Origin of the sequence: Flavimaribacter sediminis, from assembly GCF_019492055.1 — a bacterium.
GTDB classification, from domain to species: domain Bacteria; phylum Pseudomonadota; class Alphaproteobacteria; order Rhizobiales; family Rhizobiaceae; genus Flavimaribacter; species Flavimaribacter sediminis.
This window is the reverse complement of sequence record NZ_JAICBX010000001.1, coordinates 817,260-841,102: the sequence shown is the minus strand read 5'-3', so window position 1 is coordinate 841,102 and position 23,843 is coordinate 817,260. Positions and strand designations below refer to the sequence as shown.

Below are 23,843 nucleotides of genomic sequence, written 5' to 3'. Positions count from 1 at the left end.
TCTGGAGTCCTGGCGTCCGAAAAACCGTCAGCAGACGACAACTCAGCAACCCGGGCGTAGGCTGTATGGACCGGATTGCTATGCTTTCGGAGCGAATGTCCTTGCGATCAGTTCCTTCATGACTTCGTTCGAGCCGCCATAGATTTTCTGAACACGCGCGTCCGCATACATTTGGGCAATCGGGTATTCAAGCATGTAGCCATACCCGCCATAAAGCTGCAGGCACTCATCAACCACGTCACATTGCATCTGGGTTACCCACCACTTCGCCATTGACGCGGTAGCAGCATCAAGTTCTCCCCTGACGTGCCGCATGATGCAGTCATCAATGAAAACACGTGCAATGTGGGCGATTGTTTTCGCTTCCGCCAGCTTGAAGCGGGTGTTCTGCATCTCGATCAATGTTTTGCCGAAGGCTTTCCGCCCGGAGGTATAGGCCACAGTTTCTTCGAAAGCCTTTTCAATTACGGCGGCACCGGCGATCGCCAGCGTAAGGCGCTCTTGAGGCAGCGATTGCATGAGTTGGTAGAAGCCCTTGCCTTCCTCCCCACCGAGCAGATTCTCAGGGCCGACGCGAACGTTATCGAAGAACAGTTCTGAGGTGTCCTGGCTTTTCAAGCCGATCTTTTCCAGATTGCGGCCGCGGCTAAAACCGTCCGCATCCTCCGTCTCCAACATTATTAGCGATATGCCGCGAGCGCCCTGAGTGGGATCTGTCTTGGCCACGACAATTATGAGGTCCGCCATCTGACCGTTGGTGATGAAGGTTTTCGAGCCGTTGATCACGAATTCGTTGCCGTCGCGCAGCGCCGTTGTCTTCACCGCCTGTAGGTCAGACCCCGTACCGGGCTCTGTCATGGCAATGGCGCAAACCATTTCGCCAGTTGCCATCTTTGGGAGCCAGCGATTCTTCTGCATCTCGGTGCCGAATTCGAGAATGTATCCCGCACAGATCTGGCTATGCACGTAATTGCCAAAGCCGGACACTCCCGACGCCTTGAATTGCTCGAAGACGATCAAAGCCTCGTGGCGAAAATCGCCGCCCATACCGCCGTATTCCTCCGGCACCGAGGCGCAAAGGAGGCCCATTTCACCAGCCTTGTTCCAGAAATCGCGGTCAACATACCCTTGCTTCTGCCAGCGCTCCTCATTTGGCGCCATCTCTTCAGCATAGAACCTGGTAATTGCATCCCGGAATATTCCAAGATCCTCGTCCATCCAGGGTGAAACATGGTTGTTCATCGGCTCAATTCTCCAACTCGGTTTTCAGTTTGCGCGTACCGCGCGGCAAGTTCCTTGCGGATATCCGCGCTATGCGCACCGCGTTCAGGCGCAGACACTGGCTTCCAATCCGGTTCGGTCGAAAAGCGTGACGCTGGCGCGTTTTGAAGCAATCCTTCAACCTTACGCCATGTTTGGCGCACCGCGTTCATAGGGTGATCCATGGCTCCTTCGGAACTGAGAACAGGCGTCACACAGGCGTCGCCTCCCGAAAAACGGGACGAACCCAAGCCCCCTCGATCTCCACGATCCTGGCGCCGTTCAAGATCCTGAACCTCCGTCGCTGCCAGAAATCTTAAAGTCGGGCGTCCGCTTTTCGAGAAAGGCGGATACGCCCTCTTTCATCTCTGGGCCCGCCACCAGTTCGCAATTTGCATCCCGCTCCTTGTCCAGCATGTCGCTGAAGCGCGTTGCGGCTGCGTCGGTAAAGAGCATCCTGGCCCGGCGAAGTGCATCGACAGGCGCGCGTGAAAGCCGTTCGGCATATCCCCTCGCCTCCTCCATCAACGCATCAGGTCCCACCACACGGTAGATGAGGCCCTCCGCCATCGCTTCCTGCGCGTCGAGCGGATCGCCGAGCAAGGCCATGGGCAGCGCCCGGTTACGTCCCATAAGATTGGGCAGAAGCCATGAGGTCCCGGCGTCCGGAACGATGGCCAGCATCGGTACGAAACCACAATGAAACCGCGCTGTCTCCGATGCGATGACGACATCTCCCGCCAGCGCCAATCCGATGCCACCGCCAGCCACGGGTCCGTTGATCGCGATGATGATCGGCTTTTCGATTTCCATCATCGTCCTCATCAGCGGGTTCAAATGCTCATCGAATGCCTTGCGAAGGGTGCCTGGCGTCAGTTTGAACCCGTGCTTGTCGACGAACGAGTCGAGCGCCGCGCCGGCGCAGAACGCCTTCCCCTCGCCGGTCAGGATGATGGCATGAACATCGCGGTCGCGGCGCAACGCCTCGAACACTGCGCGCAGTTCGCCAAATCCCTCCAGGCTGATGGCATTCATCGACCCGGGATTGCTCAGCGTTAGCGTTGCGATGTGATCTGTTTTGCTGACCTTTGCGACCACTTCAGACGCACCTCACAAAAGATGACTGGAGCGATGATTGGACCCGGGAGTGTCGTAGACCCCCGGGCCCTGCATTTGTATCCGCACGGTCAATAGGGCAGATCAGTCTCGCGCAACTCCCACTTCTTGTTCTCGGACTGCACCAGAACGAGGCTGTCGCCTCCAAAATGCTTTTCAGCGGAAAAAGAGGCGTCTGGACCGCCAAAGGGGTCTTTGTAACCCTTGATGTCCTCGATTGCTGCGGACAGCTTCTCGACCGTCAGGTCGCGGCCTGCAGCCTCCAGCGCCATGACCAACAGATCAGCAGCGTTATAGCCCATTTGTGCCTGTACTGCCGGAGCCTCGCCGAACTTTTCCCGGTAACGCTCATTGAAGTCGGCACGCCACTGGTCGCCATCATCGAAATCGGCGATCATGACCGGCGTGACGAGATAAAGCCCCTCGGTAACCCCGTCACTGGCCTCGGCGGCCAGAGGTGTGTAAGGCACCATATTGCCGACGACCGGCTTGTCCCATCCCAGCTGGCGCAGAGTGGCATAAAGCGTGATCGTGTCCTTGACCGTCGTACCGAGCAAGAGGAACTCGCAATCGGAATTCTTGATCGAGGTCGCAACGCCCGCAAATTCAGTCTCGGTGGTTTTATGCGTGCCGTGAAAAACAATCTCCATGCCGAGTTCCTCGGCGCCCTGCTCGGCGCCCTCGGTCACTTCCTGACCGTATTCCGTGGCCACCGATTGCAGGCAGACCTTGGTCATGCCCTGGCTGTTAAAATATTTCATCGCACCCACAGCCTGGTCCTGGTAGCTGACAAAGTAGCTGAAATGCAGCGGGCTGAGGGGATCGAACATCACCTTGGCAGCCGACAGCGGAAACACATTGGGTATGCCCGCCTTGTCGAGAATTTGCATCGAGGCAAGGGTTTGCGCTGTGCCGGTGCCGTTGATCATCGCGAAGATCTTGTCGCGTTGAACAAGTTTGTTGGTGGCGCGCACTGCAAGCGGCACCTGATAGGCGGTGTCCTCGACGATGAACTCGATCTGCCGGTCGTGCACGCCCCCCGCAGCATTGGCCTCTTCCAGACGCATCCTGACGCCATTGGTGGCTGGCACGCCCCAGATTGCCAGCGGTCCCGACAAATCCGAATGTGAGCCGACGACAATCTTGTCGTCGGTAACACCCTGTGGCTCGGCCAAGGCCGGCGCCACGCCTGCAAGCGTGACCGCTAAAAATGCTGTGATAACTCTTTTCATGGTGATCCTCCCTAGAGCTCCATCAAGTGTGCTGGTACATTTCGCCGACCAGCGTTGCGTATTTCTCGGCGACGAAGCTGCGTTTGAGCTTCATCGTCGGAGTCACTTCCTCGTCTTCCGGCGTGAGCAAGACGTCGATCAGCCGGAATTTCTTGACCTGTTCCACGGAAGCGAACTTCTCGTTCGCCTTAGTGATCTCTTTGTCGATCAGCGCCACGATCTCGGGTCTGGCGCAAAGCGAGCGGTAATTGGTGAAGGGGATGGCTTTGGACTGTGCGTAATGTTCGACATTTTCCTGGTCGATCATGACCAGGCAGGTCAGATATTTGCGCTTGTCGCCAATAACGATGGCATCCGAGATATAGGGCGAGAATTTGAGTTGGTTCTCGATCAGACTCGGGGTGATGTTCTTGCCGCCAGCGGTGATGATAATGTCTTTGATACGGTCAGTAATGCGGAACGTGCCCTCATTGTTCATCGCTCCAACATCGCCAGTATGCACCCAGCCATCGATAATCGTGTTGGCAGTCGCTTCTTCATTGTTGAGGTAGCCCGAAAACAGCGACGGGCTTTTCACCAGTATCTCGCCCTGCTCGCCGAGACGCACTGAGACGCCGGGCAGCGGTTTACCGATCGTACCGGGTTGCGGGCGGTCTGGTGACGTCATGGTGGCAAGGCCGATTTCGGTCTGGCCGTACAGCTCGGTCACAGGAAGGCCGATCGCCAGATACCAGTTCAGTAGATCGGCCGAGATTGGCGCGGCGCCTGACATCAGGAAGTGCGCCCGGTCAAGCCCCAATAGCTGCTTGATATTGCGGTAGACCAGCCAATCGGCGAGCCTGTACTGCAACTCGATTCCTGCCGGCACGGCCCTGCCTTCAAGCAGGTATTCCGCCCGCGCATGGCCGACTTTCAACGCCCACTCATAGCCCTTGCGCCCGAGCCAGGTGGCCTCCGCCATCATTGTCGCTACCCGCGAATAGAATTTCTCCCATATTCGCGGCACCGCAAACAGCACAGTTGGCGACAATTCCTGGATATTCTGGAATACCGTCTCTGCGCTCTCGGCAAAATTGAGGCGCACTCCTGTTGCAAGGCTCATGCACAGCGACACTACCCGCTCGGCTACGTGGCACAGCGGCAGATAGGTCAACATGTCGTCGTCGTGGCCGACCGGGTACGGATCGGGCGCTGCCGTCATTTGGAACAGCAGATAACGATGGGAGATCAGCGCCCCCTTGGGCGCTCCCGTCGTACCGGATGTATAGATGAGCACGGCGGTGTCGCCATTTTGGCCTGCATCGATGGCTGAATCGATCCTGCCGGGATTTTCGCGCCTGTACTGCGCGCCCAGCTCGTATAAATGTCCGATCGGTTCCACCATCGGATCATGAAAACCGCGCAGCCCTTTCCAGTCGATCACATAGACCTTGATGAGATCGGGCAGTTCGTTCCGCACCTGAAGATATTTGTCGAGTTGCTCCTCATCCTCGACAATCAGCACGCGGGTGCGGCTGTCGGCCAGCATATGCAACGCCTGACCATGCTGATAGGTGGGATAGATGCCGTTCACGATGCAGCCGGCCATATGGCAGCCCATATCGGCAAATGCCCATTCCTTGTTGTCTTCGCTCAGCACGGAGACGACATCGCCGCGGCCAAGCCCCAGCGCCATCAACCCGCCGGCGACCCCGCGGGCATGGTCGTCGAATTCCTTCCACGTGAAAGACTGCCAGACCCCGAGATCTTTTTCACGCATGGCGATCCTGTCGCCCCATTCACGCACGCGGCCGCGAAACAGCTTGGCAAGCGTGTCATGGTCATCGATGGAGACGAAGTCGCTTTCGATCACCTTTTCCATCGTCTCACCGCCATGTCTTGCGCTTCTTCCAGCGCCTCTCGCCGCGAATCCCTTCGCTGGACTGTCCGAGATAAAATTCCTTGACGTCGTCGGAGGCCATCAATTCGGGGGACGGTGCATCCATCACGATACGCCCGACCTCCATGATGAAGCCATGTTCCGCCACCTCCAGCGCCGCGTGGGCGTTCTGCTCAACCAGAAGCACCGCCACCCCCTGCTCACCATTGATCCGGCGGATGATCTGGAAAATCGTCTGCGTCAGCAGCGGCGCGAGCCCAAGCGACGGCTCGTCGAGAAGCATTAGTCTTGGCCGCCCCATAAAGGCGCGCCCGATGGCCAGCATCTGCTGCTGCCCGCCTGACAGAAATCCGGCCCGATCGTGTTTCTTGGTCTTCAGATCGGGGAAGTACTGATAGACGGTCTCGAAATCGCGCTTCACGGCATCCCGGTCACCACGCCCGTAGGCGCCGATAAGCAGGTTTTCTTCCACCGTCATGAACGGAAAGACATCGCGCCCTTCCGGCACATGGCCGATTCCCCTGGCAGCCACGACATCGGGATCGCGGTTCTGGATTTCCTTATCCTCGAAAAGCACCTGCCCCTTACGGCAATCAATCGCACCCGATATCGTTTTCAGGAGCGTCGACTTGCCGGCGCCATTGGCGCCCAGCACAGTGACGATCTGTCCGGCGTTCACGGCAAGGCTCACTCCTGCTATCGCCATAATCGGACCGTAAAAGGTCTCCACATTGCGGACATCCAGCAGCGCGCTCATGCTGCCACCTGCCCAAGATAGGCGGCTTGTACATGCGGGTCCGACTGCACTTCCGCGACGCTTCCGACAGCCAGGACCGCTCCATTGGCCAGCGCCATGCAGCGATCGGCGATGCGCCCCACGAGGCTCATGTCGTGCTCGACCATTACAATGGTAACACCCAATTCTTCCTTGATGTCCTTGAGCCAGAACGACATGTCGGTCGTCTCTTCCGGATTGAGCCCCGAAGCTGGCTCGTCCAGCAGCAGGATCTCCGGCTCGGCGCAAAGCGCCCGTGCGAGTTCCACGTTTTTGCGCGCGCCGTAGGCCAGGTCACTCACCCGTTCGTACCGATATTGCTGCATGTTCAGGAGATCGAGCACTTCTTCGGTCTTGCGCCTGTGGACGCGCTCTTCCTTGCGAACATTGCGCGTGAAGAAGAATTCGGAAATCCAGTTTGTACGGATTTTCGAACTGCGACCGACCAGCAGATTTTCAAGTACTGTTGCCTTTTCGAACAGCTCGATATTCTGGAAAGTCCGGGCGATCCCCAGGTCGACGACCTGATGTGCTGCGCGCTCCAGCAACTCCTGACCGCGGTAGCGGATTGAGCCGCTGTCCGGCGTATAGATCCGGCTGATGGCGTTGAAGATCGTACTCTTGCCGGCGCCGTTTGGACCGATGATGGCGTAGATATCGCCTGCCTCTACCGTGAAAGAGACATCGTTGATCGCCTTGATGCCGCCGAAAGACAGATTGAGGTTCTCGACAATCAGTTCGCTCATCTGAACCGCTCCGTCTTGAGGTAGCGCTTCTGGCGAACGAAAGTCGACTTCTTGTAGTATGGATAGGTCTCGAAAAAGAGCCGCAACTTGCGCCAGCGACCGTAGAGACCTTCTGGTTCGAAAATGATGAAACCGGCGATAATCGCGCCGAAAAGGAGCTGTTCCAGCCCAGGAGCGTTGGCGACGGTGTCCGGCAGAATCTGCTTCAGCACGCCGATGATGTTCGGCAGGACCGTCACGAAAACCGCTCCGAAAACAGCCCCGGTTATCGTGCCAAGCCCGCCCACGATGATCATCAGCAGAAGCCTGAGGGAATCCTGAACGCCGAAGCTTTCCGGCGCGAGATAGAAGAGAAGATGCGCGAGAAGCCCGCCGGCCACGCCAGTGATCAGCGCGCTGATGAAAAAGGCCAGGATTTTCGTTCGCGCTGTGTCGAGCCCGAGCGAACGGGCCGAGGCCTCGCTGTCACGCACCGCCACCATTGCCCGGCCTGTCGGCGAGCGCATGAGGTTGGCCACGCCCCAGATGAAGAAAATCACGACGGCGAGGATCAGATAATACTGCTGCCAGCTTTCACCAAGTTCCAAACCGAAGACCGATAGCGCGGGAACCTGCATGCCCATGTGCCCGCCCGTGACCTGCTCCCACTCCCCGATCACCGTTTCGACCACAATGGCGAACGCGAGCGTGGCAATGGCAAGGTAGAAGCCATGCATCCTGCTGACGGCCCGACCGAGGGCTGCGCCGATCGCACCTGAAAGCAGTCCCGCCATCGGCAAGGAAACGACAAACGGGATGCCGTAACCCAGGAAAATCGAATGAGCATATGCGCCGATACCCAGAAAGGCGGCGTGACCGAAACTGACCTGGCCCGAAAACCCGGTCAGAACCATCAGCCCAAGTCCCGCCAGAATATAAACGAGGAAAATCGCAAGTTCGGACAGCAGATACGACCCCACAAGCAACGGGGCGATCAGCGCCAGCGCGATGGCTGCAAGAATCCTGTACTTCTCGCCGCGATCGACCAGGTGATCGATATCCTGATCGTAGCTTGTCCGGAAGATCACCTGCATCGGGTCACACCTTCTTTGCGAAGGTCTGAGGGATCAGCCCTTCGGGCCTGATAAACAGCACCACCAGCATGATGATGTAGGCATAGACCCCCTTGAACGCGGGAAAGAAAAAATCGAGAAACGGCTCGGCAAGTCCGATCAAAAGGCAGCCGAGAAGCGCTCCGGGAATTGAACCGAATCCACCCACGACGGCGCCGGCAAAAGCCTTGATGCCGAAGGCGCTCATGCCGGTATCGACCTGTGTAACCGGCGCCATCATCAGCCCGGCCACCGCGGCAACCATGGCGGCAATGGCCCAGACCACGGAGATCAGCCGCTTTACCGGAATGCGCGAATAGTAAGCAGCGAGCTGGCTCTGAGAGGAAGCCTGTATCGCCAGTCCTGTGCGGGTTCGGGAGAAAAACCAGTAGAGCAGCGCGCAGAGCAAAATGGTGCCTAGGATGATCGCAATTCGGTCCATGCCAAGAACGATGCCCCCGATCTGCACATCTTGCATGAACGGCACGTCAAGCGATCTCGGGCTCCAGCCCCATATGATCCCCGCAAGCGAACGCAACATCAACGCAATCGCGACGGTCAGGATGAAGATGATGGCTTGGCTCTCTCCAACTATGCGGCGCATCACCACCGCATCCAGCAGATATCCGAACACCCCGAGAGAGAGAATTCCAAGGCATGCGCTCAGCCAGAAATTCAGACCCCATATCTGGGCGAATGTCAGGACCATGAAAGCGCCTAGCATCATCAGTTCGCCATGGGCGAAATTGATGATCTCGGTCGCCCGGTAGATGAAGACGAAGCCGATCGCAACCAGGGCATATCCGCAGCCTTGCGAAATGCCGATCAATGCGAGCTGAATGACATCGCTTGTCTCCATTTCTCCTCCCCCACTTTATCCCTCAGAGCGAAAAGCCGCCGCCGACCACAAGAGTCTGGCCTGAGACGTAGTTCGACTCCGGAACACAAAACAGCCAGACGCCGCCTGCGGCTTCGTCCACCGTGCCGGCACGGCCCATCGGGATCATCGCCTCGAAGCCCGCCTTGACTTTGGTGGGCAGCCCCACACCGATTTGGCGGCCCTCGACGCTGATCGTTTTCTTTTCGTCCGAGCCTTCCGTAAGGCGGGTCGAGATCAGCCCGAACGCCACACAATTGACATTGACATTGTATCGGCCCCACTCCTTGGCGAGCGATTTGGTAAAGCCGAGTACGGCGGATTTCGCTGAGGAGTAATTCGCCTGTCCGGCATTGCCGCCGGTGCCTGCGACGGAGGAGATGTTGACCACCTTGCGGATAACAGGATGACCCGCTTCCGCTTCCTGTTTCGCAGCAGGGATAATAAAACGAGAAGCAGCGCGCAGGATGCGGAAAGGCGCTTTCAGGTGAACGTCGATCATCGCGTCGAACTGGTCGTCCGGCATCTTTTGGATCATCGCATCCCAGGTATAGCCGGCGTTGTTCACGATGATATCCATGCCGCCGAACGCATCGAGGCCGGCCTTGATGAAATCATCGCCGAAGGAAGGTTCCGTTACGCTCCCGGGGACGGCAACCGCCTGGCCGCCTGCAGCTTGGATTTCTTCGACGACGTTGTTTGCGGGTTCTGCATCCAGGTCGTTGACCACAACGCGCGCACCGTCGGCAGCGAGTTTCAGGCAGACAGCACGGCCGATTCCGCGTCCGCCGCCAGTCACGTAAGCCACCTTGCTGTCGAGTCTACCCATGTTCCAATCCTTATTTATGCGTCCAGAGCGACGAGCGCTTCACCGGCAAGTTTGGTATCGCCCGACTGATTTGCGGCCGTCAGTTCGAGCCTCACCAGCTTCTCGCCATCACGCTCCAGTTTCTCCACGACCTTTCCGGTGCAGGTGATCCGGTCGCCAAGATCAGTGATAGCGGTGAAACGGCTGGAAAACTGGCGTAGCGAAGCCTGCGGCGCCCAGTCTGTCAAAAAGCGCCCGAGATAAGCCATCGGCAGCATGCCCTGCGCAAAAACGTCGGTCATTCCGGCCTTCCTGGCCACATCGATGTCGATATGGATCGGGTTGTGATCCCCACTCGCACCCGCAAAGAGCGCCAACGTTGTCCGGGTGATTTCTGGCATTGTCAGTGGCGGAAGCTCGTCGCCGACATTCAAGCTGTCCTGGGTGATTGCGCTCATGACTCAGTTCCTCACCACGACAGTTTTGGTGGCAGAGCCGACCTTCTCGCCCCTTTGGTTCGTGGCGGTGGTGTTTGCCACGATGAATTCCAACGCACCGTCTTTCTTGTCAAAAATGTCCATCACCCTCTGGCGCAAGGTGATCGTATCGCCCGCACAAACGGGTCGTTCGTAGCTGAAAGCTTGTTCGCCGTGCAGAATGCGGTTCAAATCGACACCCAGAATTTCGAACAACTTGAACGGCTCCGGGTTTTCCAGTTCCAGGGAGAACAGGAAGGTCGGCGGTGCAAGCAGCGACCTGTAGCCAGCCGCCTTGGCCGCATCCTCATCCACGTAAACCGGATCGCTTTGACCGGTGACCTTGGCAAAGAAGCGCAAACGGCCCTTCTCCACCTCTACGGTGAGCGGATCGAGCTCGAGCCCGACATGCTTGCGATCAATCATCTCTGCCTCAATGGACCTGATACATCGTCACGACGCAGGCGCCGCCAAGACCGAGATTGTGTTGCAGCGCTGTTCTTGCACCTTCGACTTGCCGTGCGCCCGCCGTGCCGCGCAACTGCTGGGTCAGTTCGTAGCACTGCGCCAATCCGGTAGCCCCGAGCGGATGTCCCTTCGAAAGCAGACCGCCGGATGGATTGGTCACCGTCTTTCCGCCATAGGTATTGTCACCATCAGCAATGAACTTTTGCGCCCCGCCCTCAGGACAAAGACCAAGTCCCTCATAGGTAATGAGTTCATTGTGGGCGAAACAGTCATGCAACTCGACGACATCCACATCGTCGGGTCCGATACCCGCCTGCTCGTAAACGGTCCGCGCTGTCGCGCGGGTCATATCGTAGCCCACCACCTGCATCATGTCGTGCGCTTCAAAGGTCGACTGCATATCGGTCATCATGGCCTGACCGGTGATCGCCACAGCGTCGGAAAGGCCATGCTTCCTGGCAAATTCCTCGCTCACCAGCACGGCGGCCGCAGCCCCGCATGTAGGCGGGCAGGCCATCGGCCGCGTCATCACCTCTGGCCAGATCACCTGCGCGCCCAGCACATCCTCGACACTCATCTCGCTGCGGAAAAGTGCCAGCGGGTTGTTCACCGCATGGCGGCTGGCCTTGGCGCGGATTTTCGCAAAATCCTCAAGCGTGGTGCCGTATTTCTCCATATGGCTCTTGCCGGCCCCGCCGAAATAGCGCAGCGCGAAGGGAATCTCCGACTGGCCGACCAGCGCGTCCGTCTCGACATCGAAGGCATGAAACGGGCTGGGCCGGTCGGTCCATACCTCCTGGATAGCCCCGGGCCGCATGGTCTCAAAACCGAGCGCCAGCGCGCAATCCACAACGCCAGACTGAACTGCCTGCCGGGCCAGAAAGAGCGCCGATGAACCGGTGGAACAGTTGTTATTTACATTGATGACGGGAATGCCCGACATACCGACTTTGTAGAGGACGTTCTGTCCGCAGGTGCTGTCACCGAAGACGTAGCCGGCATAAGCCTGCTGGATCTTGTTATATTCCAGACCGGCATCCTCAAGCGCGGACCGCACCGCCTTCTCGCCCGCAACCGTATAACGTTCATGGTCGCCCGGCTTGACGAATTTCGTCATTCCGACGCCGGCAACAAAGACGTTTTCAGTCATGCTCAATCCTCCCTTTGCCGCGAGCGCTGATGACCCGTGGCGAGAACGCTGTGCCGTTAAAATCAGCACTTGTTCACTCTCATCAGGGTTGAAACTATGGGTCTACCTCGTCAGGTGTCAAGAAAATTTTCACTCACGGTGAAAAAACTCTCCAAAGATGCAATTTTCGTCTGTCGCAGCGTCAGCCACCACATGCGCAATATGAGCCCATGCCTTTTCCACCCCTGGAAAAAAATTGGTTGCACAGGCAGTTACTGCAGCTGGCATTTGAGGCGAAACAACTACACCCCGATTGAAAACCCTATTGCCATGCGTGTACCTTGTGCGGCATTGAGTTCGAATCGACGACTAATCTGGAGTACCCATGAGCAGTAAACGCTGGAACAATGCCGTTGCCGGTCGCGAGGAACAACGCCATCGAAAGCAACAGGCAGTGCTGGCGGCAGGCGCGAAGCTTTTTATCGAGAAGGGCTACGACAAGACATCGCTGGACGATATCGCCAGCGCGCTCAATGTAACCAAACGCGCGCTCTACTACTATTTCGACAGCAAGGACGAGATCCTCTTTGACTGTCACCGGCAAGGCCTGCGTTTTGTCGAGGATATTATTGACCGAAGCCTGGACCGTTCGGTGCCCGTGCTGGAACGTATTTCATCGCTTGTGGGTGAATACACCGAATGGGTGAATTCCGATTTTGGCGCCTGCCTCGTGCTGATCCCCGACAGTTCCATGACGCGCGAGCGAAGCGATTACCTGCGCAAAGCCAAGGCGCGACTTGATCACCGAGTCCGCGAATTGATAACCGAGGGTATTGCCGATGGCACAATCAGGGAATGCAGCCCGGCGCTTACAACGGCCGCAATCTTTGGTGCACTGAATTGGATTCCGTTCTGGCACAGAAACACTTCCGATGCGAAGACGCTTCAGGTCAAGCAGGAGTTCACGACCTTTATTGAGAATGGTCTGAAGAAACACCCTGAAGTCGCCAGTGTTGGTCGTGAAGACTTTTAGAAATTTGTCAGCCTGATCTGGAGCACGCCTATAGTATGTTCTCGGTGACATCTGGCCTGCTCGAGCTTAAGCGCCAGTGTCGTGGGACTTTCCGCCCGACCCGACACCGTTGACATTGCCTTTGGCGCCAGGGCCGCCTGGGCAAGGTCGGGCGAGACACCAGTTCAGCTTGCCAGTCCCGCCGCCAAGTCGCTCAAAAGCCAGCGGCCCGCCGGGCCAGGCACGCGGTCGGCGAGATGTGCCGCGTAAATCGTCAACGGATCTGGATTGCCTCTCGTGTCGTCATCAAGCGTGAGCCTGACCAATCTGCCCCCGTTCAGGTGCTCTTTCACAAGATGCTCCGGCATCCGGCACCAGCCAAATCCGGCGAGAAGGAAATCCATGCGCCGTCCAAGATCGACGAACCGCCACGGAGCCGATCCGGTCAGCCCGTAGTTCGGTTCATCCCGGCTCGCCGGGTCGGAGAGAACAAGCTGGACATGGGTCTCCAGATCGACACGGCCCGCCGGACGGTCCAGCGTCGCCAGCGGATGATCTGCTGACGCCACTGGCAAGAGGTTGATCCGGGTAAGTGGCGTCGCCGTCACATCCTCCGGCACGTCGGGCAGGAGCAGGCAAAGGGCAAGCGACACGTCGCCTGCCCGCAAACGACGGAGCGCGCCTCCAAGCCCTTCGGTGAAAAAGCTGATCTGCAATTGCGGATGGGTCTTATGCAGCGCGCGAAGACTTCCGATCAAAGGTGCTGTGGGGACCAGCGGATCGATGGCGAGGGCCAGTTCCGCCTCCATCCCCTGACGGGATCCCGCGGCCACGGACTCAAAACGCGCAGCGCTCGCCAGCACGATCCGCGCTTGCTGCACCAATATCCGGCCCGTGTCCGTGAGCTGCGGGCGGTGACCGCTGCGGTCGAAAAGCCTAACTCCCTGGGTCGCTTCCAGCGTAGCGACGGTTTGGCTGATGGCGGACTGCACCCGTGCCAGTTTGCGGCCGGCGGCGGAAAAACTGCCGGTGTCGGCGATCGCGACCAGCACGCGCAGTTGATCAAGGCTCAGCGATGAAATCAAAACTATCACCTGATGTGATGGAAATCATCGGAATTATATCACTCCCGCTGGATGGCCGGAAGTCCTATCCTCTTGTCACGCTCCCATAAGGAAAAGGAATGTGACATGACCAGACTTCTCGTCGTTGAAACCAGCCCTCGCGGTAACGCCTCGGTGTCGCGCAACATGACGCAACGCTACCTTGCGGAATGGCAGGCGCTGAACCCGAACGGCAAGATCATCCGTCGCGACCTGGCCGAAGAGACCCTCCCCCAGGTCACGATGCCTTGGCTTGCCGCCTATTTCACTCCGCCCGATGCACAGACGGCGGAGATGAAGGCACAGTTGGGGCTTTCCGATACGCTGGTTCGGGAACTCCTGGAGTGCGACGAACTTGTCATCGCAACTCCGGTCTATAACTACAACATTCCCGCCGCGCTCAAGGCGTGGGTCGACCATATCGTGCGCAAGGGCTTGACCCTCGGGTTCGATGGCAGCGGCCTGGTTACCGGAAAATCGGCTACATTGCTGATCGCCTCGGGCGGCGAATATGGTGAGAGTTCGCCGATCAGGGACCGTGACATCGCCACTCAATATCTCACAATGATCCTGAATGTGCTCGGCTTTGTGGATATCGCGGTCGTCGCTGGCGGCGGTGCCAAAAATGTCGACCTGGGCGAAACCAGCATGGAAGACTTCGTGGGCAGACTCGATATGCGGCATAGAGAGAAGGCTTTGGCTTGAACTGGCGCCAGCAGGCGTCTGGTTTGTCTTTCTATGCTTGGGGTTTTGCGCGCCTACAATCTGCGGCGAAAATTCGCTTTTCTTTTTTCGAGAAATGCTGACAGGCCTTCGGCGGCCTCGTCGCCAAACCGGGCACGATTGATCGCACTGGCTTCGATGGCAAGCTGGCCCGCCAGATCATTTGAAGCGGCAATGCGAATCAGTTCCTTGATATTCCTCGTTGCTTGTGGCGGTCCCGCTGTTATCCCGTTCGCCAGTTCGATCGACACACCCAGTGCTTTTCCTGCCGGACAACAGCTGTTGATCAAACCTGCAGCGTGGAGGCGGGGTGCAGCGACCGGCCTTCCCAGCATGCAGATTTCGCTGACGAGCTGGCGCGGAAGGGCGCGTGTGAGGAAATGCGTCGCACCGCCGTCCGGGCTCAGGCCAACCCTCACATAGGCGGCTGTAAAATGAGCGTCTTCGCTGGCAACAATCATGTCGCACGCCAGGCAAAGCGAAAAGCCCGCTCCTGCTGCGCCGCCCTCGACGGCCGCGATGATGGGTATGGAGCTATGGGTGACGGACAAGATCAGGGCGTTCAGCTTGTCGGTGTTGCCGGTCGCTTCGCTGAGGGTGGCGGCCCCGCTGGCTTTCAGTGCATTGACGTTGCCGCCGGAGGAAAAAAAGCCATTGGCCCCGGTCAGGACAATTGCGCCAATATCGGGGGCCTGTTCGGCGTTCACGATGTGTGTCTGCAGGACGGGATAGACCTCGGGGCCGATGGAATTTCGGGTCTCGGCGCCGTCCAGTGTCAGAAGCAGGATCCTGCCCCGCTGTTCGCACACTACTCTCGTCGATGAGTTGGTCACGCCGCTTCCTTTCGTTTGAAGTCAAACTGTCCGGGTCAGAGGTATCTTCGAGCCCGCCAGTCAGTCACAAGAGCCGGCTTCTCGTTGCCCTCGATTTCCACCTGGACCGCGAACACGGTCTCGATGACGGCTGGTTTAACCTCCGCCACACGGGAAAGTGTAAACCGACCCCTCAAACGGCTGTCGACCGGTACTGGAGATATGAACCGCACCTTGTCGAGGCCGTAGTTCACGTTCACCTTGACACCCTCGATGCGCGGGAGCTTCTGCATCATCTCGGCAATCATGGAGAGTGTGAGAAACCCGTGCGCGATCGTCTTGCCGAAGGGGCCGTGCCGGGAACGCTCTGGATCGGTGTGGATATACTGATGATCACCGGTGCACGCCGCAAACTGATTGATCCGCTCCTGCGTCACGGTGATCCAGTCCGAGAGACCGATCTCCTGCCCCACAAGAGCCTCGTACTCTGCGCGCGGGATGTATTTCACCCCGGGGTCAGGCATCGACGAAGAGGTCCAGCGCAAGCATTTTGCCCTCGGCATCGTGCCGGTGTCTGTCGAATTCGGTAACGTTGTTGACGAGGGCGTCCAGCCAGTCGAACTCGCTGTCGATTGGGCGCATCGCGGCCTCGATCGATTGATCGTCGCGCACGCCCAGCCGTAGAGGAAGCGCCACCCCGCCACCCCGGCGAACCTCTTCCGCCACACTGTGAATTCCGCCCGGAAGCTTGGCATGAGCAGTGTCTGACTTCGCGGCGACGACCACGGCTGCGCCTTGCTCCGCCGCAGCCAGGGCGATCTGACGCCCGATTCCCCGGCTTGCCCCCGTGATCAGCACGCCCCTGTCTTTCAGAGCGCTGGTCATCGGCGCCTCCTCTTTACCAACGTTTGCACACTATAGGATGGGACAATATATTAGATCAATATACAAAATAATTTGAATTATAAGAACGATATGATAGTTGAATTTGAGAGATGAGGGAGTTGAGAAGTGACGGATACCTTGGGTAAGGGTCCGCTCGCGGGTCTTCGCGTGCTGGACATAGCCACGATCATAGCAGGCCCGATGGCCGCGACGATGATGGCCGATTTCGGTGCGGAGGTCGTAAAGCTGGAGCTTCCGGGCGTCGGCGACGGATTGCGCGGGTTTCCCCCGCTCAAGGAGGGCAAGTCGCTGTGGTGGAAGGTCACGAACCGTGGCAAGTATTTCGGAACCCTCGACCTGCGCCGGGAAGAAGCCAAGGAGTTGTTTCTGCGACTTGTCGCGCAAAGCGATGTGCTGGTCGAAAATTTTCGTCCCGGAACCCTGGATCGGTGGGGGCTGGATGTCGATACGCTGTGGAAGGCGAACCCGAAGCTCGTGGTCCTGCGTCTCAGCGGGTTCGGACAGGACGGCCCTTACCGGGAGATGTCGGGTCTGGCTCGCATCTTCGAGGCCATGGGAGGCCTCACCGCAATCTCCGGCGACGCCGACAGACCGCCGATGCACACCGGCTATCCGATCGGCGATCCGATAGGAGGCCTGTTCGGAGCTTTCGCGGTCATGGCCGCGCTATGGCGTGTGGCGCAGGGGGACCAGCAGGGCGAAGAGATCGACCTCTCCCTGACCGAGGCGTTGCTTCGCATCATCGAGGTGCTCGCGATCGAATACGATCAGCTGGGCGTGGTGCGTGAACGGGCAGGCAACCGCAATGCCTATTCGGCGCCATCCGATGTCTATCTCACCTCCGACAAACGCTATGTGACAGTGGCGGGCAGCACCGCGCGCACGTTCGCAAACAACGCGCGCGCTATCGGACGCCCGGATTTGATCGACGATCCGAGATTTTGCGACAACACCTCTCGTGTGGCCAACGTCGAAGAACTGGATCGCGTCTTTGGCGGCTGGATTGCCTCCCACACCCAGGACGAGGCTGTTGCCGCTTTCCGCGCCACAGGAGGGACGCTTGCCCCGATCTATTCCATCGACCAAATTTTCGCAGACGAGCAGTTCATTGCACGCGGCGCGATCGTACAGGTCCATGACGAGGATTTCGGAACTGTGGGGATGCAGGGCCTCGTGCCCCGGTTCCGCAGAAACCCGGGGCAGATTCGCTGGTCCGCCAAAGGCATCGCAGCGGACAACAATTATGTCTATAATACCCTTTTGGGTCTCGACGACTCGGAGATCGAGCAATTGTTGGCAAAAGGAATCATATGAAAGCGGCGACGGAGCAGGAATTGCCGGCGGGTGAGCAGGAAGCAGCGCTGGTCGGCGAACTTGACACATCCGTTTCGTCAACGCTGATGCGCGGCATTGAGATCCTGCAGTGTTTCTCCATGGAAGAGCAGGAACTGACCAATTCGGAGATTGCGCGCCGTATGGGGCTGAAGCGTCCGACCATTTCCCGCCTGTGCAAGACACTTCTCCATCTCGGCTACCTGCGCAAGACACAGACGGGGGCGTTCCGCCTCGCACCGCGGCTTCTTTCTCTGAACTATCCTCTCCTTGCGACGATGCCGTGGCGCCACAACGTGGGTGGCCCGATGCGCGAAATGGCCGAGATGTGTTCGGGCAACGCCTCGGTCGGAGTCATGTCGGGAGACTCCTTCGTTCACGTCCAGACGGCGGGTCTTCCGCCGGGCTGGCCGCACGTTCCCGACATCGGCCAGTCTGGGCCGCTTCACCACTCCGCGCTCGGCTGGTCCATTCTCTCGATGCTCCCCTCCATGGAGTACGATGCCAAGATCGCCGAGATCCGCGCGATCCACGGACGCGACTTCGAGGAATCCAGCTCATTGATGGAAGCGGCCGTGGCCCGCTGCCAGACCGAGGGCTTCTGTGTGTCGTACGGTGATTGGCGGCCGGAACTGGTCGCCGCCGGTGCACCCATCGGACGGACCGAAGACGGCCTCTTTGTTGCCATCGCTTGCGCGGTGCCGCGCTACCGCGCTGTAGCCGAGTATTTCGAAACGGACTTCGGTCCGCGGCTGGCCGAGGCCGCGGCGTCCATGCGCCTGTCAGGAGTCTTTCGGCTGCCTCCGCGCCTCGATTGACATCCAACACAGTTCAAGCTGTGCGCGGGCATTCGCCCGCAATTCTTAGCTTGCGCCGATTCGTGATTTGATTATATTGAACAATATAAAAAATATGACAAATAAATAGAAAAGAATTTGAAGATGTGTCATCTGTGTGCAAGGGTGGCGTCAGCGTTTAGAAGCGCTGCGAACAAGGGAGGAAACGATGCAAAAATTCATCTACGTGGCTGCGATGTGTGTGGCTTCGACCGCGGTCAACGCCGCCGATTTCGAACTGCCGAAACAGCTCGCCTGGACCGCCTATGGAACCGGATCCGCAGGGTATAACGAGGCTGTGGCTATCGGTGCGGCGCTCCAGGATGAGGCCGGGATCAATTTGCGGATTCTACCGGCCGGCAACGATATCGCGCGAATGGAGCCGCTGCGACAGGGCAAGGTCCCCTTCTCCCTTAACGGTATCGGGGTCTATCTTGCGCAGGAAGGTGTGCTGGACTTCGGAGCAGATTCCTGGGGGCCGCAAAAGATCCGCCTGCTAGGCACCAACTCCGGCGGCGGTGTCGCCATGTCGGTGGGTGTTGCACGCGCGGCATGCGACGAGGTGGGCAAGCCGGACTGCAAAGGCTTCACTTATGAGGATATCAAAGGGCTCCGCGTCGCCTCCATCAAGGGTGCGCCCGCGCTCAACACGAACACTTCGGCGTGGCTGGCCTATGGCGGGCTGACATGGGACGACGTCGAGACCGTCGAGTTCGGTGGCTTCGGCGCTGCGTGGAAGGGCATGGTTGACGGGACCGTCGACGTTGCGTTCTCGTCCACCAACTCAGGTGTGACCTATGAAGCGGCGTCAAGTCCGCGCGGACTCTACTGGCCGCCGTTTGATCCGTCGGACGATGCGGCATTCAAGCGGCTTACCGACGTCGCTCCTTACTATATCAAGTCCCGCGGGACGGTCGGTGCGAACATTGACGGCACCAATGGCCGGGACATGGCGGCTTTCCCCTATCCGATCCTCATTGCGCTCGACACCACCGACGAGGATCTCGCATACAACATGACCAAGGCGATGTTCGATCTTCTGCCCGCCTATTCCGGCAAGGCCCCCGGTATCGACGGCTGGGCGATAAAGTTCCAGCAACTTGAATGGGTGATCCCATACCAAGCCGGCGCAGTCCGCTACTACAAGGAGGCCGGCGTCTGGACAGAGGAAGCGCAGAAGCACAACGACATGCTTCTCGCCCGTCAGGATACGCTGGCTGCCGCATGGGAAGAGCTCAAGGCCGCTACACCCGACGACTGGGACGCCGCATGGAAGGAGAAGCGGCGCGACGCTCTTAAAGCTGGTGGTTTCCAGGTGGCCTTCTGAGTTGACAGGGCGGGGCGTGGAGCCCGCCCGATCGTCTCCCGGCAAATTGGACATGAGCGCTTAGGATGAGCGACGGCGTGAACAATGAACGCGTCCCAAGGGTTCTCGAAGAAGAGATCGTCAGCGAGACACTGAGGTTTTCAGGTGTGGCGCGCTGGTACATCGGAATCGCCACGACAGCGGCGATCCTGCTTGCGATCAATCAGCTCTTCAATCTGAGGCTCGGCGGCGCAGCGATGCTCGAAGGGACATATCTTTATGTTCTCGCGGGCATCTTTCTTTCCGTGACGTTCCTCGCGTTCCGGATCACGGGCCGCCGCTCGGCCGATATCCCCTGGTACGATTGGCTCCTTGTCGTCCCGACGCTGCTCATCGGCGGATATTTCGCCTACACGTCCGACGAAAGTCTCCGCAATGGATGGGAATATGCAGCGCCGGAGACCGCGAAATGGATGTCAATCGCGCTCTACCTCCTCATCCTTGAGGGGACGCGCAGGGCGGGCGGATTCATCCTGTTCGGCGTGGTTCTTATCTTCTCGATCTACCCGACATTCGCCGGCAGCGTCCCCGATCCGTTGAGTGGCTTCACCCAGCCCTTCACTGACGTGGTGCCGTTCTTCATGATCTCCTCGGAGGCGTCCTTCGGCATTCCGATGCAGGCGTTCGGCACGCTCGTCATCGGATTCATCCTTTTCGGCGCGGTCCTTCAGTTCACCGGCGGCGGGCGCTTTTTCAACGAACTCGCGATGGCGTTGGTCGGGCAATATCGCGGCGGCGCAGGCAAGGTGTCGATCTTCGCATCGGGTTTCATGGGCTCCATGTCCGGATCGGTGATCTCCAACGTGCTGACGACCGGGGCCGTATCCATACCGGCGATGAAATCCAGCGGCTTTTCCGCCAGGGTTGCAGCCGCGATCGAAGCCTGCGCCTCCACTGGAGGCGTGCTCATGCCGCCGATCATGGGGGCCACCGCTTTCGTCATGTCGTCCTGGCTGGGGCGCCCCTATGTCGAGATCATGCTGGCTGCGGCGATCCCTTCCGCGCTCTACTATTTCGGTCTTTTCGTCCAGATTGACGCTTACTCCGCCAGGTTCGCTCTCTCCGGGCTGTCACGAGCGGAGCTCCCCCGGCTTCGTGAGACCCTGCGGAGCGGCTGGCCTTATATCCTGGTCTTCGCACTGCTCATCGTTCTCATGACCGCCTACAGATGGGAAACGACCGCTCCCTTCTACGCCGTCGTCCTGCTGCTGGTCCTCAACCAGTTCAGCCGGCGCGACCGGTTCACGCGGGATGGCTTCGTCGACATGATCGTCTCGGTCGGCCGCACCCTGTCCGAAATCGTGTCGATCCTGCTGGGCATCGGCATGATCGTCGGCGCGTTCCAGGCGACGGGTCTGACCGGACCGCTGGCGAACGAACTGGTGCATGTCGCTGGCGACTCCACTGCGATGTTGCTCCTTATGGGCGCCCTGACCTCCTTCATTTTTGGAATGGGTATGACGGTAACCGCTTGCTACATTTTTCTCGCCGTGGTGCTTGCCCCCGCGCTGGTACAGACGGGCCTCAATGAACTCGCCGTCCACCTTTTCATTCTCTATTGGGGAATGGTCAGCTTCATCACGCCCCCGGTCGCCCTCGGTGCATTTTCAGCCGCAACCCTCGCCGGGGCGAACCCGATGGCGTCGGCCTGGCAAGCGACAAGGCTTGGCGTCGTGATATATGTGATTCCGTTCTTCTTCGTCCTCAATCCGGCGTTGATCGGACAAGGACCGATGCCCGAGGTCATCTTCAGTATCCTCGGTGCATTTGTCGGCGTCTGGTTTCTCGCAGCCGGGTTGCAAGGCTACCTTGCTTTCGTGGGAACCCTTGGACGCGGCGCGATGTCAATCGCGATGCGGGGTCTGCTCTGCATCGCGGGACTGCTGGTCGCCGCACCGATCGGTTGGCTCCAGAGCCTCGGATCGGCGGAAGTCTCACTCATCGGTGTGCTTCTCGCCGTTCTCCCCGCCACTTTCGCATGGCGACGCCAGCGTCTTTCACATGCCGGCAAACGAATTGACGGTGATGATTAGAGGCACCGCCCTGCGGGGGCAACCCAGCAGCTTATTTCTCAAACAACAACAATTTAAACTGAATGTTTTGTGAAAAATATTTACAAATTAGTAATCGCGCCCTCATGACGCGTCACCTGCAAATGAAAACTAAGATACATTAGGTAATATTCATGAGCATCATACCATTTTTAGTCCAAGGGCATACCTGTCAACAGACCTTGGACAATCGTATCAATGCGTGATTGCAACGCGTTCTGAAGAGACGCATCTACCCACGCAAATCGATTATCGGCGGAACGATTGAACCACATAGGTGAGGCCTGTCGGCTTTGCGGAAAGTCTACGGCGAGGATCGTGAGCTCAAAGACGAACAAGAGTGTATCGAGACTGTCCTGCGCCGCCGGTAAAATACTTATTCTGTTCACCAAAACGCACGTCTGAACCGGCTGCTTCGATAAGACGAAGGTCGTTTGAAAAAAATATGGAGGGATCAGAGCACTAGATAGCCACTGAAGTACACTTCAATGGAAATGTCATAATACGCAATTAACGTTTCATCGAACACAACCATAAGGCAAGCATATCAACGTCATAATAAAATTTTATACACACTAATTCTGCCCAGTAGATTTTCGACACTTGTTACTGCTAAAAAGCATCTATTAGGTTATTTTTCCTCAATTTTAGTTGCTTATTACATTAGTTATGCTAGCCATTGAGAAGACGATATAGGGAGCGACGTGCATAAACCATTGGGGAAACGGTAGTGGTTCACGATTTAGTCCCGTCCATAATCCTGGACAAATCGATTGTAGGCGAAAAGCACGTATTCGACGCATGGCGCGAACAGGTCCGCGAATGTTATGATATTAAACTTGGATCGGATCAGCCAAGTTCTCGCGAGACGTTAAAAGCCTGGTTGATTGACTCGCTGATATTTTCCGACGTGGCTTTCTCCAGCCAGTCATTCAGCCATTGCAAGTCCCATCTGAGAAACAGCAGCGACTATCTTTCGCTTCAGATTTACTCCAAGGGTCGTTGCCGCGGAATTGTAGACAATATTTCGTTTGACATGCTTCCAGGGGAAGTTCATGTCTTTGACTTTTCTCGAGAATTCAATTCATTCTCCGAGAGTTCGGGCGTGTTCGGCGTCGTCCTCCCGCACAAGGCCATCGGGTACGATCCGGGCCAGCATCCTGCGTACTTCAAATTCCCGTCGGGATCACCGATAACGCATCTGCTGATCGAAAGCGTGTTTGCAGTGCTCGACCGAGCATCGCAGATTACGACAGACGAAGCAGGTGCTATCCGGGAGGGCTTTTGCGGCCTTCTGAAAGGATTGCTCGGAATCACCTCGCTTGACAAACCCTTGTCGCCCAAACTCGGCAAGCTCCGCAGCGACGCAATGAAGGAATATCTGGAAAAGCATCTGGCCGACCCTGATCTGAACGTGGAAAGATTGAGCAAGCAATTCGGCGTGTCCATTCCAACGGTTTACAGAGACTTCGCAGAAATCGGCGGCGTATCGCATTACATCATGCAGCGCCGTCTCGATCACGCGTTTTCGCGGCTTGTTTCAGGGCCTTCGCGATACGGAAAGGTTCAGGACGTCTCAATGAATCTCGGTTTCGAAGATCCGGCCTATTTTAGCAGGCTATTTCGTCAACGCTTCGGTACTACGCCGACATTCGTTATGAATATGAATGTATCAGGCCACGCATCGAACCCCGGTAAAGGAAAGCTCAAGACTCCCTTTCTGGGGGACTGGTTCAAGAGCATCTCCTGACACGGGGGAGATGAAAGCCAACGATGAATTGGAAGGCGACGCATACCGATAGGCGGTATGGAAACTCCCGCGGCCCCAAGGCTTCCTGATGACAC

General features: G+C 58.0%; 23 protein-coding genes. 7 read left to right on the top strand and 16 right to left on the bottom strand.

The genetic code is table 11. The annotated features are described in order from the left end of the window. Nucleotides 1-78: 78 nt before the first annotated feature. From K1W69_RS03950 to K1W69_RS03895, 12 genes are all read right to left on the bottom strand, one after another. Complete coding sequence (locus tag K1W69_RS03950; RefSeq protein ID WP_220227026.1) at nucleotides 79-1,242, bottom strand: acyl-CoA dehydrogenase family protein; 1,164 nt, start codon at nucleotides 1,240-1,242, stop codon at nucleotides 79-81. 300 nt (nucleotides 1,243-1,542) lie between these two features. Continuing rightward, entirely contained in the window at nucleotides 1,543-2,358 is an 816-nt protein-coding gene (locus tag K1W69_RS03945) for an enoyl-CoA hydratase/isomerase family protein (protein WP_370688169.1), read from the bottom strand. An 89-nt stretch (nucleotides 2,359-2,447) separates the two neighbouring features. Continuing rightward, nucleotides 2,448-3,551 carry an ABC transporter substrate-binding protein gene (locus K1W69_RS03940; protein WP_220227024.1) on the bottom strand — a complete coding sequence of 368 codons (1,104 nt, stop codon included), beginning with the start codon at nucleotides 3,549-3,551 and terminating at the stop codon, nucleotides 2,448-2,450. A 79-nt stretch (nucleotides 3,552-3,630) separates the two neighbouring features. Next, nucleotides 3,631-5,469 carry an AMP-dependent synthetase/ligase gene (locus tag K1W69_RS03935; RefSeq protein ID WP_220227023.1) on the bottom strand — a complete coding sequence of 613 codons (1,839 nt, stop codon included), beginning with the start codon at nucleotides 5,467-5,469 and terminating at the stop codon, nucleotides 3,631-3,633. A 4-nt stretch (nucleotides 5,470-5,473) separates the two neighbouring features. Then, complete coding sequence (locus K1W69_RS03930) at nucleotides 5,474-6,244, bottom strand: ABC transporter ATP-binding protein (RefSeq protein WP_220227022.1); 771 nt, start codon at nucleotides 6,242-6,244, stop codon at nucleotides 5,474-5,476. Next, nucleotides 6,241-7,008 (bottom strand): ABC transporter ATP-binding protein, encoded by a 768-nt coding sequence (locus K1W69_RS03925; protein WP_220227021.1) that lies wholly within the window; start codon nucleotides 7,006-7,008, stop codon nucleotides 6,241-6,243. The genes K1W69_RS03930 and K1W69_RS03925 overlap by 4 nt, the downstream gene beginning before the upstream one ends. Continuing rightward, on the bottom strand, nucleotides 7,005-8,081 hold the full coding sequence (locus K1W69_RS03920) for a branched-chain amino acid ABC transporter permease (RefSeq protein WP_220227020.1): 1,077 nt from the start codon (nucleotides 8,079-8,081) through the stop codon (nucleotides 7,005-7,007). Before K1W69_RS03920 ends, K1W69_RS03925 begins: the two co-directional genes overlap by 4 nt. A 4-nt stretch (nucleotides 8,082-8,085) precedes the next feature. Beyond that, entirely contained in the window at nucleotides 8,086-8,958 is an 873-nt protein-coding gene (locus K1W69_RS03915; protein WP_220227019.1) for a branched-chain amino acid ABC transporter permease, read from the bottom strand. A 22-nt stretch (nucleotides 8,959-8,980) separates the two neighbouring features. Continuing rightward, entirely contained in the window at nucleotides 8,981-9,805 is an 825-nt protein-coding gene (locus K1W69_RS03910; protein WP_220227018.1) for an SDR family NAD(P)-dependent oxidoreductase, read from the bottom strand. 14 nt (nucleotides 9,806-9,819) lie between these two features. After that, on the bottom strand, nucleotides 9,820-10,242 hold the full coding sequence (locus K1W69_RS03905; protein ID WP_220227017.1) for a MaoC family dehydratase: 423 nt from the start codon (nucleotides 10,240-10,242) through the stop codon (nucleotides 9,820-9,822). 3 nt (nucleotides 10,243-10,245) lie between these two features. Beyond that, nucleotides 10,246-10,686 (bottom strand): MaoC family dehydratase N-terminal domain-containing protein, encoded by a 441-nt coding sequence (locus K1W69_RS03900; protein ID WP_220227016.1) that lies wholly within the window; start codon nucleotides 10,684-10,686, stop codon nucleotides 10,246-10,248. A 7-nt stretch (nucleotides 10,687-10,693) separates the two neighbouring features. Next, nucleotides 10,694-11,878 carry a lipid-transfer protein gene (locus K1W69_RS03895; RefSeq protein WP_220227015.1) on the bottom strand — a complete coding sequence of 395 codons (1,185 nt, stop codon included), beginning with the start codon at nucleotides 11,876-11,878 and terminating at the stop codon, nucleotides 10,694-10,696. 364 nt (nucleotides 11,879-12,242) lie between these two features. Between K1W69_RS03895 and K1W69_RS03890 the strand changes: the two genes are divergently transcribed. Beyond that, entirely contained in the window at nucleotides 12,243-12,890 is a 648-nt protein-coding gene (locus K1W69_RS03890; protein ID WP_220227014.1) for a TetR/AcrR family transcriptional regulator, read from the top strand. A gap of 164 nt (nucleotides 12,891-13,054) precedes the next feature. Here K1W69_RS03890 and K1W69_RS03885 read toward each other — a convergent pair whose 3' ends face one another. Continuing rightward, nucleotides 13,055-13,954 carry a LysR family transcriptional regulator gene (locus tag K1W69_RS03885; protein WP_220227013.1) on the bottom strand — a complete coding sequence of 300 codons (900 nt, stop codon included), beginning with the start codon at nucleotides 13,952-13,954 and terminating at the stop codon, nucleotides 13,055-13,057. A gap of 105 nt (nucleotides 13,955-14,059) precedes the next feature. Between K1W69_RS03885 and K1W69_RS03880 the strand changes: the two genes are divergently transcribed. Beyond that, nucleotides 14,060-14,677 (top strand): FMN-dependent NADH-azoreductase, encoded by a 618-nt coding sequence (locus tag K1W69_RS03880; protein ID WP_220227012.1) that lies wholly within the window; start codon nucleotides 14,060-14,062, stop codon nucleotides 14,675-14,677. 53 nt (nucleotides 14,678-14,730) lie between these two features. Here the strand turns inward: K1W69_RS03880 and K1W69_RS03875 are convergent, their stop codons facing one another. From K1W69_RS03875 to K1W69_RS03865, 3 genes are read right to left on the bottom strand one after another with little or no spacing between them, the layout of a single operon-like run. After that, nucleotides 14,731-15,504, bottom strand: a complete 774-nt coding sequence (locus tag K1W69_RS03875; protein WP_370688213.1) for an oxepin-CoA hydrolase, alternative type — start codon at nucleotides 15,502-15,504, stop codon at nucleotides 14,731-14,733. 59 nt (nucleotides 15,505-15,563) lie between these two features. Continuing rightward, nucleotides 15,564-16,031 (bottom strand): MaoC family dehydratase, encoded by a 468-nt coding sequence (locus K1W69_RS03870; RefSeq protein ID WP_220227010.1) that lies wholly within the window; start codon nucleotides 16,029-16,031, stop codon nucleotides 15,564-15,566. Further along, entirely contained in the window at nucleotides 16,024-16,392 is a 369-nt protein-coding gene (locus K1W69_RS03865) for an SDR family NAD(P)-dependent oxidoreductase (RefSeq protein WP_220227009.1), read from the bottom strand. The genes K1W69_RS03870 and K1W69_RS03865 overlap by 8 nt, the downstream gene beginning before the upstream one ends. A 126-nt stretch (nucleotides 16,393-16,518) precedes the next feature. On the opposite strand from K1W69_RS03865, the gene K1W69_RS03860 reads away from it, so the two are divergent. The 5 genes from K1W69_RS03860 to K1W69_RS27275 all read left to right on the top strand — a co-directional run bounded on the left by K1W69_RS03860 (nucleotide 16,519) and on the right by K1W69_RS27275 (nucleotide 23,748). Next, nucleotides 16,519-17,727 (top strand): CaiB/BaiF CoA transferase family protein, encoded by a 1,209-nt coding sequence (locus tag K1W69_RS03860; RefSeq protein WP_370688168.1) that lies wholly within the window; start codon nucleotides 16,519-16,521, stop codon nucleotides 17,725-17,727. After that, the gene (locus tag K1W69_RS03855) at nucleotides 17,724-18,563 is read left to right on the top strand and encodes an IclR family transcriptional regulator (RefSeq protein ID WP_220227008.1); all 840 of its coding nucleotides are present in this window, start codon (nucleotides 17,724-17,726) and stop codon (nucleotides 18,561-18,563) included. The genes K1W69_RS03860 and K1W69_RS03855 overlap by 4 nt, the downstream gene beginning before the upstream one ends. Nucleotides 18,564-18,750: 187 nt before the next feature. After that, nucleotides 18,751-19,908 carry a TAXI family TRAP transporter solute-binding subunit gene (locus K1W69_RS03850; protein ID WP_220227007.1) on the top strand — a complete coding sequence of 386 codons (1,158 nt, stop codon included), beginning with the start codon at nucleotides 18,751-18,753 and terminating at the stop codon, nucleotides 19,906-19,908. 77 nt (nucleotides 19,909-19,985) lie between these two features. Next, entirely contained in the window at nucleotides 19,986-21,980 is a 1,995-nt protein-coding gene (locus tag K1W69_RS03845; protein ID WP_220227006.1) for a TRAP transporter permease, read from the top strand. Between the two features lie 748 nt (nucleotides 21,981-22,728). After that, entirely contained in the window at nucleotides 22,729-23,748 is a 1,020-nt protein-coding gene (locus K1W69_RS27275; RefSeq protein ID WP_220227005.1) for a helix-turn-helix domain-containing protein, read from the top strand. Nucleotides 23,749-23,843: the final 95 nt, after the last annotated feature.